8 protein-coding genes, 1 other RNA gene and 1 pseudogene are annotated in these 10,383 nt (G+C 69.6%); 4 read left to right on the forward strand and 6 right to left on the reverse strand.

The annotated features are described in order from the left end of the window. Positions 1–50 precede the first annotated feature (50 nt). The 3 genes from H7I41_RS24800 to H7I41_RS24810 form a co-directional block, all read right to left on the reverse strand. Positions 51–1,592: an alpha/beta hydrolase gene (locus tag H7I41_RS24800; protein ID WP_264015284.1), complete on the reverse strand. Its 1,542-nt coding sequence runs from the start codon at positions 1,590–1,592 to the stop codon at positions 51–53. A 64-nt stretch (positions 1,593–1,656) separates the two neighbouring features. After that, the gene (locus H7I41_RS24805; protein ID WP_264015285.1) at positions 1,657–3,177 is read right to left on the reverse strand and encodes an alpha/beta hydrolase; all 1,521 of its coding nucleotides are present in this window, start codon (positions 3,175–3,177) and stop codon (positions 1,657–1,659) included. Positions 3,178–3,235: 58 nt separating this feature from the next. After that, the gene (locus H7I41_RS24810; RefSeq protein ID WP_264015286.1) at positions 3,236–4,627 is read right to left on the reverse strand and encodes a WS/DGAT/MGAT family O-acyltransferase; all 1,392 of its coding nucleotides are present in this window, start codon (positions 4,625–4,627) and stop codon (positions 3,236–3,238) included. 155 nt (positions 4,628–4,782) lie between these two features. On the opposite strand from H7I41_RS24810, the gene panB reads away from it, so the two are divergent. Continuing rightward, positions 4,783–5,643, forward strand: coding sequence for a 3-methyl-2-oxobutanoate hydroxymethyltransferase (panB, locus tag H7I41_RS24815; protein WP_264015287.1), 861 nt, complete (start codon positions 4,783–4,785; stop codon positions 5,641–5,643). On the opposite strand, the gene H7I41_RS24820 is transcribed toward panB, so the two are convergent. After that, entirely contained in the window at positions 5,640–6,419 is a 780-nt protein-coding gene (locus tag H7I41_RS24820) for an enoyl-CoA hydratase/isomerase family protein (RefSeq protein ID WP_264015288.1), read from the reverse strand. The two genes, panB and H7I41_RS24820, sit on opposite strands and share 4 nt — an antisense overlap. Before the next feature lie 131 nt (positions 6,420–6,550). Between H7I41_RS24820 and H7I41_RS24825 the strand changes: the two genes are divergently transcribed. Next, entirely contained in the window at positions 6,551–8,104 is a 1,554-nt protein-coding gene (locus H7I41_RS24825; protein ID WP_264015289.1) for a CYTH and CHAD domain-containing protein, read from the forward strand. Between the two features lie 23 nt (positions 8,105–8,127). Here the strand turns inward: H7I41_RS24825 and rnpB are convergent. Further along, positions 8,128–8,513, reverse strand: an RNA gene (rnpB, locus tag H7I41_RS24830) — RNase P RNA component class A. A 43-nt stretch (positions 8,514–8,556) separates the two neighbouring features. Between rnpB and H7I41_RS24835 the strand changes: the two genes are divergently transcribed. Both H7I41_RS24835 and H7I41_RS24840 read left to right on the forward strand, forming a co-directional pair. Then, entirely contained in the window at positions 8,557–9,009 is a 453-nt protein-coding gene (locus H7I41_RS24835; RefSeq protein WP_264015290.1) for a helix-turn-helix transcriptional regulator, read from the forward strand. A 10-nt stretch (positions 9,010–9,019) separates the two neighbouring features. Further along, positions 9,020–9,436, forward strand: coding sequence for a VOC family protein (locus tag H7I41_RS24840; protein ID WP_264015291.1), 417 nt, complete (start codon positions 9,020–9,022; stop codon positions 9,434–9,436). Between the two features lie 41 nt (positions 9,437–9,477). Here H7I41_RS24840 and H7I41_RS24845 read toward each other — a convergent pair. Then, positions 9,478–10,191: pseudogene (locus H7I41_RS24845) on the reverse strand (HNH endonuclease signature motif containing protein); the annotation flags it as partial. Positions 10,192–10,383 lie beyond the last annotated feature (192 nt).

The following is a 10,383-nucleotide window of genomic DNA, read 5'->3' on the forward strand; positions in this document are numbered from 1 at the left end:
GTCGCAGCGTAGGTTCCGGCTGTTAAATCTGTGTTACGCCGCTGCTAGATCTAGCAAGTCAGACCGGCCGGCGGGGCCTGCTGATCCACGAGGAACCGGAGGGTGGCCGTGTCGACGCACGCGTCCCCGTTGAACACCACGGTGTGCTGGGTCCCGTCGAAAGTGATCAGCGACGCCTGCAGCTGCCGTGCGAGCTCGACGCCCGCCTCGTACGGCGTCGCCGGATCTCGGGTCGTCGACACCACGACGACCTTGCCGGGACCGGGGCTCACGGCCGGATGCGGCGTCGACGTCGTCGGCACCGGCCACATTGCGCAGATGTCCCGGGGGGCGAACCCGGTGAACGACCCGTAGGCCAGGAACGGCGCGGCCTGACGGGCCTGCCGGTCCACATCGGCCCACACCGCCGGGTCGGTCGGGTACGGGGCGTTCACACAGCGGATCGCCGTGAACGCGTCCTGCTGATTCGCATAGTGACCCGCGCGGTCACGCTTCTGGTACTCGTCGGCCAGCACCAGAAGGTCACCGGGATCGGTGCCGCGGGCCAGACCGAGCAGCCCGCTGGTCAGGTAGGGCCAGAAGCGCTTCGAGTACAGGGCGCTGCCGGTGCCGGTGATGGCGTCCTGGTAGCTCAGCCCCCGGGGGTCCGTGGTCGGGGCGGGGCGCTGCGCCAGTGGGTCGACGAGTTGGTGATAGCGGTTGACGAACTGGGCCGGATCGGTGCCGAGCGGACACCCGGCCGACTTCGCGCAGTCGGCGGCGTAGGCGTCGAACGCCCGTTGGAAGCCGGCGAGCTGGCGCAGGTTGCGGGTGGTCGGATCGAGGCTCGGGTCGACCGCCCCGTCGAGCACCATGGCCCGCACCCGGTCCGGGAACTGTTCGGCGTAGGCGGCGCCGAGTTCGGTGCCGTAGGAGAACCCGAGATAGTTCACTTGCTGCTCGCCGAGCGCGCCGCGGACGGCGTCCATGTCGCGCACCGCGGAGGCGGTGCCCACTCCGGCCAGGAACTGCGCGCCCATCCGGTCGAGGCACTGCTGGGCGAGCCGGCGGTAGAGCCCTTCGATGTGCGCGACGCCTGCCGGGCTGTAGTCGGCCATCGGCTCGCGGCGGTAGGCGTCGAACTCCGCGTCGGTCCGGCACCGCAGTTCCGGTGTCGAATGGCCGACGCCACGCGGGTCGAAACCGACCAGGTCGAAGCGCCGGCCGATCTCGGTGTCGGCCAGTGCGGCGCCCATGCCGGCGACGGTGTCGACGGCCGAGGCGCCGGGGCCGCCCGGGTTGACCATCAGCACACCGATGCGCTCACCGCGGGCCGGGACGCGGATGACCGCCAATTGTGCTTGCGCGGCTTGTGGATTCGCCGCGTCGTTCCAGTCGACGGGTACCGCCACCCGGCCGCACTGAGCGGTCGGGATGCGGCTGACGTCGCCGAGCATGTCGGCGCAGCCACCCCACACCGGCGGCTGCCCGTAGGCCTGGGTGGCCTGGCCCTCGGGGCTGGCGGACGCGGGCGCCGCACCGGGAGCGGGAAGCATGACGAGCACGAGCGCAGCCGCCAACGACCGCCGCCCGACCCGCCACATGGCGCTCATGGTCGCACGGCCGGCCGCGGCAGGTCTGCGGCCGGTACGAAACGGTGACCTGGCTGTGACCCGCTCAGCTGCAACGGGTGTCGGCCGGTGGCACCGTGACGTCCACCAGGTAGGTCGCCGCGATGTCGTCGACGCAGCTGTTGCCCTGGAACACCACGGTGTGCTGGGTGCCCTCGAACGTCACCAGCGTGCCGCCCAGCTGGCGGGCCAGGTCCACCCCGGCCTGATACGGCGTGGCCGGATCGTTCGTCGTCGAGACCACCAGGACCGGCGGCAGGCCGCTGACCGAGATCTCGTGCGGCTTGCTGGTCGGCGGCACCGGCCACATCGCACAGGTGCCCAACGGTGCGTTGCCGGTGAAGTCGCCGTAGCTCATGAACGGCGCCACCTCGCGCAGCCTGCGGTCCTGCTCGACGATCTTGTCGCGGTCCTTCACCGCCGGCTGGTCGACGCAGTTCACCGCGACCCGGACGTCGGTCGAGTTGTTGTAGTGCCCCGTCGCGTCGCGGCGCATGTACAGGTCGGCGAGGATCAGCATCGTGTCGCCACGGCCCTGCTCGAGCTCGGTGAGCCCGGCGGTCAGGTGCCGCCAGAGATTCGGCGAGTACAGCGTCATGATGGTGCCGACGATCGCGTCGCTGTAGGAGAGGCCGCGGGGATCGTCGGTCTTGGCGGGCGTTTCGACGAGCGGGTCGACCAGGCTCTTGTACACCTCGACGGCCTTGGCCGGGTCGGTGCCGAGCGGACAGTCCGGCGCCTTGGCGCAGTCGGCGGCGTAGTTGTCGAACGCCTGCTGGAACGCCGCCGCCTGGCGGATGTCGGCCTCGATGGGGTCGGCGTTCGGATCCACCGCGCCGTCGAGGATCATCGCCCGCACCTTCTCCGGGAACGCCTCGGCGTACGCCGACCCGATTCGGGTGCCGTACGAGTACCCGAGGTAGGTCAGCTTCTCGTCGCCGAGCGACTCCCTGATCGCGTCGAGATCGCGTGCGACGTTGGCCGTTCCGATGTTGGCCAGGAAGTTCTCACCCGACTTGTCGACGCACCGCTGGATGAATGCACGGGTCTCGTTCTCGATGTGCTCGACGCCTTCGGGGGTGTAGTCGACCTGCGGGTCGGCCCTGAGCCGGTCGTTGTCGGCGTCGGAGTTGCACCACACCGCGGGCGTGGACGAGGCGACGCCGCGCGGATCGAAACCGACCAGGTCGAACCGTTCGCGGACCGAGTCCGGGATAGACGGCAGGGTCGACACCGCGGCCTCGACGCCCGACTCCCCCGGCCCGCCCGGGTTGATCACCAGGGAGCCGATCCGGTTCGGGCCGGTGGCCTTGAACCGGATCATCGCCAGCCGCGCGACGTCACCGTCGGGCTTGGAGTAGTCCACCGGCACCGACAGCAGACCGCACTCGGCGCCCGGCGGAATCCGGGAATCACCCGCCGGCGCGGAGCCCTGGCACAGCACCCACTGCACCGGTGTGCCCGGCCGTGGCACGGCGAGGACCGCACGTCCGTCGACGACGTTGCTGCAGCCCGCCACAAGGAGCAGGGCCGCGGCGGCCGCAACGACCCCCATCCGAAGTCTCATGGCTCCACATGCTGCCATGACCGCCCATCGGTGCTGGCGAGGCGGCTGCCGGGCGAGTTCAGCGCGTGGCGTCGAGGAGCTCGTCGAGGGCGGGCGCGAAGTCGTCGGCCATGTCCCACAGGTCGGGCAGCAGTTCAGGGCAGGACACCAGGCCGACGTCGAGCTTGCCGTTGAGCGACATCACCGTGATGTTCAGCGCGGCGCCGTGGAACACCGGACCGATCGGGTACATCGCGCCGACCTCGCACCCCAGGTAGTAGAGCGGCACCTGGGGCCCCGGGACGTTGGACACGACCAGATTGAGGACCGGACGAGCCCCGGACAGCCGGCTCGCGGCGTAGACCCGCATCGCGGCACCGAACACCGCGGGGGCGGCGAACTGGGTCCAGTCCTGCAGCAGCGTCGCGCCGATCGCCGAGCTGTGCTGTTTGGCAACGGAATTGGCCTCGGAGATGGCCTTGATCCGTTCCAGCGGATTCTCCACGTTGGTCTCGAGACGGGAGAACATTCCCGACACCTGATTGCGGCCCGGCCGATCGGACTTGTCGTGCACCGACACCGGCACCATCGCGATCAGCGTGCTGTCCGGCAGCTGTCCCCGGTCGAGCAGGAATTTGCGCAACACCCCCGACACCAGCGCCATCACCACGTCGTTGAGCTTCACCCCGAAGTGGTTCTTGACCTTCTTGACGTCGTCGAGGTCGAGCTGGGCGAACGCGATGTTGCGGTGGCCGGTGACGTTGGCGTTGAAGGGCGTCTGCGGCGCGGCGAACGGCGCGGCCATCGACTGCCCGGCCCGGGCGCGCTTGACGGTGTCGAGCACCGTGTTGACGGTGCTCGGCAGCGCGTTGACGAACTTGAGCGGCCGGGTGGCGAACTTGATCGCTCCGTTGACCGAGATCTCCAGTTGGTTCCCGCCGCCGACGCCCTGCACGGGCTCGGGGTCGGCCGAGTCGGGTTCGGTGCTGCACAGCTGAGACATCAGGCTGGCGCCGGTGACGCCGTCGACAGCGGCGTGGTGCACCTTGGTCAGCACCACGAGCTTGCCGCCCTCGCGGGCGTCGGCGCCGTCGATGCCCTCGATCACCCACTTCTCCCACAGCGGCCGGGCGCGGTCCAGCGGCAGAGAGGCGATGTGGCCGAGGATCTCCGACAGCTCGAAACGGCCGCCCGGCGGCGGCAACCCGATCCGGTGCAGGTGCCGGTCGACGTCGAAGTCCTCGTCCTCCACCCACACCGGGTGGTCGAGGTTGAACCGGCTGTCGGCGAGCTTCTCCCGGAACTGCGGCATCGACTCGATCCGCTTCGACAGCGCGTCACGCAGCTTGTCGAAGGTGTAACCGCCCGGCATGGTCGTCGTGTCGAGTTCCAGGATCGAGCAGACGTGCAGCAGCTGCTGTGCGGTTTCGAGGTACAGGAAGCTGGCGTCGAGTCCGCTGAGGCGTTGCATGTGGCCAGCGTAGGGGCCCGATGCCGCCGTTGTGAGAAAGTCCACTTAAGCCGGGGTTCACCTGGCGGACCCCTGGTGGCACACTGAACTGGTCAACCGAACCCGGGGACCCTGATGGGCCTCGAGGATCGAACCGACCACCACAAGGGACAACGATGTCTGAGCAGACTGTCTACGGTGCTGCCGCGGGAACAGCCGACGGCGACTCACAGCCCAAGCCCCGGACCAAGGTCCGCACGCACCATCTGCACAAATGGAAGGCCGAGGGCCACAAGTGGGCCATGCTGACGGCCTACGACTACTCCACCGCCCGGGTCTTCGACGACGCCGGCATCCCGGTGCTCCTGGTCGGCGACTCGGCCGCCAACGTCGTCTACGGCTACGACACGACGGTGCCGGTCTCCGTCGACGAGCTGATCCCCCTGGTTCGCGGCGTGGTGCGGGGCGCACCGCACGCGCTGGTCGTGGCCGACCTGCCGTTCGGCAGCTATGAAGGCGGCCCGGCGCAGGCGCTCGCGACCGCGACCCGCTTCCTCAAGGAGACGGGTGCGCACGCGGTCAAACTCGAGGGCGGCGAACGCGTCGCCGAGCAGATCGCCACGCTCTCGGCCGCAGGCATCCCGGTGATGGCGCACATCGGCTTCACCCCGCAGAGCGTCAACGGCCTCGGCGGCTTCCGCGTGCAGGGTCGCGGCGACGCGGGCGATCAGACGATCCACGACGCGATCGCCGTGCAGGAGGCCGGCGCGTTCGCCGTCGTCATGGAGATGGTGCCCGCAGAACTCGCCACCCAGATCACCGGCAAGCTGACCATCCCCACGGTCGGGATCGGCGCCGGACCCAGCTGCGACGCACAGGTGCTGGTGTGGCAGGACATGGCCGGCCTCACCAGCGGGCGGACCGCCAAGTTCGTCAAGCAGTTCGGCGGCGTCGGCGACGAATTGCGCCGCGCGGCAACGCAATACGCCGACGAGGTGGCTTCAGGCGTGTTCCCCGCCGAGGAGCACAGCTTCTAGGCGAACTCCGGGCGACGCTTGGCCAGGAAGGCGTCCACTCCTTCGCGCCCGTCGGGCGAGTCGGCACGGTCGGCGATCAGCCGGCCCTCGAGTTCCATCTGCTCCTCGAGGCTGTTCTTCAACGAGTTCAGCAGCAGCGACTTGACGGCGCCGCCCGATCCGCGCGCGCCCGCCGCCACCTTCTCGGCCAGACCGGCGGCGCGCTCGCCGAGTTCTGCGTCGGGCACCACGTCGGTGGCCAGACCCCACTGCACGGCTTCCGCCGCGGTCAGGGTGCGGTTGGTCAGCATCAGCTCCTGGGCCTTGCGCAGCCCCACCAGGCGGGGCAGGTAGTACGACGAACTTCCGTCGGGGCTCAGCCCCACCTTCGTGTAGGCCATCGTGAACGTCGCCGACTCGGCGGCCAGTACGAGATCACCGGTGATCGCCAGGCTGAACCCGGCGCCCGCGGCGGTGCCGTTGACGGCGGTGATGAGCACGGCGTCGGTGCGCGCGAACGTGGAGATGGCCCGGTGCAGGTCATCGGCGACGCCCTTGATGTAGGCCCCCCGGCTGGGTGCCGAGGCAAACGACTTGAGGTCGCCACCGGCGCAGAAGAACCGTCCCGAGCCGGTGAGCACCACCACCTTCACCGCTGTGGTGTCGCAGCGCTTGGCGGCGTCGGCCAGTTCGCGAGTCATCGTGTCGTTCATGCCGTTCGCGGCGTCGGGCCGGTTCAGGGTGATGCGCGCGACGGCGCCGTCCTGGCTGAAGGTGATGGCGTCGTATTCGGTCACACCCGGGACTGTATCCGCGGCGTCCGCCCCGCCTGACCGCCGGTCGCCTGGAGCGATTGATTCACCTTCGTGTGGCATTGTGGCCACCTGCCGTTCAGACCTGCCTTCGCCCCCGAAAGGACAATGCACCTATGGCCGACAGCTCCGCCGGGGCTCAGAAGGGTTCGAAGAAGACGTCGCGTCACACTGAGGTCGAGCGCAAGTTCGAGGTGACCGAGTCGACGGTGTCGCCGTCGTTCGCGGGGTTGTCTGCGGTGTCGCGCGTGGAGCGGTTGCCGATCCAGCACCTCGACGCCGTCTACTTCGACACCCCGGGCCGCGATCTCGCGGCCCATCGCGTGACGCTGCGCCGGCGCACCGGGGGCGAGGACGCGGGTTGGCACCTCAAGCTGCCCGCAGGGCCGGATGCCAGGACCGAGGTCAGGCAGCCGCTCGACGACGCCGACACCGTGCCGGAGTCATTGCGCGACGTGGTGCTGGCCATCGTGCGGGACAGGCCGCTGGCGCCGGTCGCGCGCATCTCCACGCAGCGGACGGTCGACCTGCTCTTCGGCCCCGATGACTCACCGTTGGCCGAGTTCTGCGACGACCAGGTGACGGCGACCGCCGGCGAGGACGGCGACGAACAACGTTGGCGGGAGTGGGAACTCGAACTCGCCGAGGGCGCCGTCGACGACGGACGCGCGGGCGCGGAGCTGTTGGACCGGTTGGCCAACCGGCTGTTCGACGCCGGCGCGACGCCCGCCGGGCACGGATCGAAGCTGGCTCGCGTGCTCGACACATCGGGCGACGAGCCCGCGGACACCGACGGTGACGGTGACGAGCGGGCGGTCGATCCCATCCACGCCGCGGTGGCCGAGCAGGTGGACGAGCTGGTGGTGTGGGACCGCGCCGTACGCGCCGACGTGTACGACTCGGTACACCAGATGCGGGTGGTGACCCGCAAGATCCGCAGCCTGCTGCAGTCGGCGGAAGGCGCGTTCGGCATCTCCGACGACGCGTGGGTCCTCGACGAGCTCAAGCAACTCGCCGCCGTGCTCGGCGTGGCGCGCGACGCCGAGGTGCTGGCCGAGAAGTACGAGAAGGCACTCGACGGACTGCCGGCCGAGCTGGTGCGCGGACCGGTCCGCGAGCGGCTGGTGGAGGGCGCCAAGAAGCGCTACGACGCCGGGCTGCGGCGGTCGCTGATCGCGATGCGCTCGCAGCGCTACTTCCGGTTGCTCGACGCACTCGACGGGCTGGTCGCCGCGGAACCGCCGGCGCCCCGGCCCGGTGAGGAACTCGCGCCGGTATCCATCGACTCGGCTTACAAGAAGGTCAAGAAGGCCACCAAGGCGGCCAAGGCCGCCGCCGAGGACGACGATCTGGAGCAGGCCGAACAGGACGAGGCGCTGCACAAGATCCGAAAACGCGCGAAACGGCTGCGCTACACGGCCGCGGCGACTGGTGAGAGCAAGGTGGCCGAGCGCGCCAAGGCGGTTCAGTCCCTGCTGGGCGACCATCAGGACAGCGTGGTCAGCCGGGTGCACCTGCACCAGCAGGCCGATGCCGCGCATGCTGCGGGCGAGGACACCTTCACCTACGGCCTGCTCTTCGCCCACGAGGACGCCGTCGCGAAAGAGGCCGAGGAACAGCTCGGCGACGCGCTCGACAAACTGCACAAGGCGGTCCGCAAGGCCGACTGATCCGCAGGCGTGCTGGGGCGGGGCGGACGAGCTGGCCTGTAAGCCGGATTCTGTGCCCGGTCGGCGAGACCGGGCGGCGACCATCCATCTGGACACACCGTTGCCGGGTGCCTCGAGCGGCCTACCCGCAGGCTCGGGCGAGCAGCCCTCGAGCGCCTGCGCGACCGCACCAGGTGCGGCCTTCTTGGCCTTGCTTCGGGTGGGGTTTGCCTAGCCACCCCGGTCACCCGGGATGCTGGTGCGCTCTTACCGCACCGTTTCACCCTTACCACCGCGAGGGTGGCGGTCTGTTTTCTGTGGCACTTTCCCGCGAGTCACCTCGGATTGCCGTTAGCAATCACCCTGCTCTATGAAGTCCGGACTTTCCTCGGGCCGTATCGCTACGACACGCGGCCGCCCGGCCAACTCGTCCGCCTCAACAAGATACTCCCCCGGGAGTAACCTCTACCGCTATGCCGCAGGTGCCGCCGGCCCGCTACCTGATGCGCGCGAAGGACCTCGTCGACGCGCGGTACGCCGAGGCGATCACGGTGGACGACCTCGCGGCGGCCGCGGGCCTGTCCCGCGCGCACTTCAGCCGCATGTTCACCAGGACGTTCGGCGAGTCGCCGCGAAGCTACCTGCAGACCCGGCGACTCGAACGCGCCGCGGCGCTGCTGCGCTACACCGACCGCTCGGTGGCCGACATCTGCGTGATGGTCGGCCTGCACAGCGTCGGGTCGTTCACCACGAGCTTCGCCCGGGTGTACGGCAGGCCGCCGGCCGCCTACCGGGCCTCGCTGCCGCCCGCCGCACTGCGCGCCAGGGTGCCCAGCTGCATCCTGCGCCGTGATACCCGGCCGGCGGCAGACAGCCGGGTCAAGACAGCACACGGGGAGAAGACGGGCGGCGGCGCTCAGTCGTAGCGTCGTGCCCATGATGAGAATCGCCAGTGCCCACCTGTGGGTCCACGATCAGGAAGTCGCATTGAAGTTCTGGACCGAGAAAGTCGGAATGGAAGTGCGCGAAGATGTTTCACTGCCCGACATCGACACGCCGTTCCGCTGGCTGACCGTGGGTCCGCCGGGACAGGACGACGTGTCGATCGTCCTGATGGCGGTGCCGGGCGCGCCGGTGATGGACGACGCCACCCGGGCGCAGGTGCTCGACCTGACGGCGAAGGGGTTCGCGGGAACGGTGTTCCTCACCACCGACGACTGCCGGGGATCATTCGAGCGGCTGAGCGCGCGCGGCGTCGAGTTCACCGAGGAGCCCCACCCGATGCCCTACGGCATCGACTCGGGTTTCCGTGACCCGTCCGGAAACAGCGTGCGGGTCACCCAACTCGCCTAGAACGGCGGGGAGGCCGCCTCGCGACGAACCATCACCCCACATCAGAAGGGTGGTGGTTCGTCGCCGGGTTGCGGTGGTGGTGCGGGGCCGATGAGTTGGTCGAGTGCTTGGCGGCGGGCGCGGCGGCGGGCTTCGCGGTGTTCGCGGTTCTGTTGGCGTTCGGCGGCAATGCGGGCGGCTTTGTTCTGGGCTCGGGTGCGTTGCCGTTGGGGCATCNGGTGTTCGCGGTTCTGTTGGCGTTCGGCGGCAATGCGGGCGGCTTTGTTCTGGGCTCGGGTGCGTTGCCGTTGGGGCATCATCGCGGTGCGCTCACCGCATGGGTCGTCGCGTCGCGGTGTGACAACTGCGGCGGCCGTCGGTGCGCACAGGCTGGGGAACAGCAGCGCCGATCCCGGTCTGGTGGTGTAGGTCTGGCCCGCCGGGCTGGTCCAGATGACGGTGCCGTCGCGGTGTTGTTGGTCGCGCCAGCCCCAGAACGTCTTGACCAAATGATGCAGGCGGCACAGGCATTTCAGGTTCGACGCCTGGGTCGGCCCGCCTTGGCGGTAGGGGATGGTGTGGTCGATGTCGGCCTTCCAGGCCGGCATGTCGCAGCCCGGGAATCGGCAGCCCAGGTCGCGGCACCGCACGAACTCCGCCAGCTTGCGCGAGGGGGTGTAGCGCGGTTCGGGAGCGGCGTCACCGGGATGGATCAGCGGCCGGATCGTGGCGTGCTCGGCCAGGTCGGCGATCTGTTCGGGCGGCAGGATGCCGTCGTTGTGGGCGAGCGTGGCCATCGAATCAGCCGAGGCGTCGGCAGTGGCCCCATCGGGCTCATCGGCCTCGGCCTCAGCCGACTCGGCGGCGGCATCAGCGGACTCGGCGGGCTCGGCCGGTTGGGCTTCGGTGTCCGGGTGCTCGTCGGGTCCGTTCACGACATGGATGACGAAGGGTGCGGCGACGGCGTC

Source organism: [Mycobacterium] manitobense (assembly GCF_025821665.1).
GTDB lineage: Bacteria > Actinomycetota > Actinomycetes > Mycobacteriales > Mycobacteriaceae > Mycobacterium > Mycobacterium arseniciresistens.

Excerpts from the sequence above, each read along its gene's own strand:
- H7I41_RS24800 (WP_264015284.1), bottom strand. The coding sequence starts at position 1,592 with ATGAGCGCCATGTGGCGGGTCGGGCGGCGGTCGTTGGCGGCTGCGCTC.
- H7I41_RS24805 (WP_264015285.1), bottom strand. The coding sequence starts at position 3,177 with ATGAGACTTCGGATGGGGGTCGTTGCGGCCGCCGCGGCCCTGCTCCTT.
- H7I41_RS24810 (WP_264015286.1), bottom strand. The coding sequence starts at position 4,627 with ATGCAACGCCTCAGCGGACTCGACGCCAGCTTCCTGTACCTCGAAACC.
- panB (WP_264015287.1), top strand. The coding sequence starts at position 4,783 with ATGTCTGAGCAGACTGTCTACGGTGCTGCCGCGGGAACAGCCGACGGC.
- H7I41_RS24825 (WP_264015289.1), top strand. The coding sequence starts at position 6,551 with ATGGCCGACAGCTCCGCCGGGGCTCAGAAGGGTTCGAAGAAGACGTCG.
- H7I41_RS24835 (WP_264015290.1), top strand. The coding sequence starts at position 8,557 with ATGCCGCAGGTGCCGCCGGCCCGCTACCTGATGCGCGCGAAGGACCTC.
- H7I41_RS24840 (WP_264015291.1), top strand. The coding sequence starts at position 9,020 with ATGATGAGAATCGCCAGTGCCCACCTGTGGGTCCACGATCAGGAAGTC.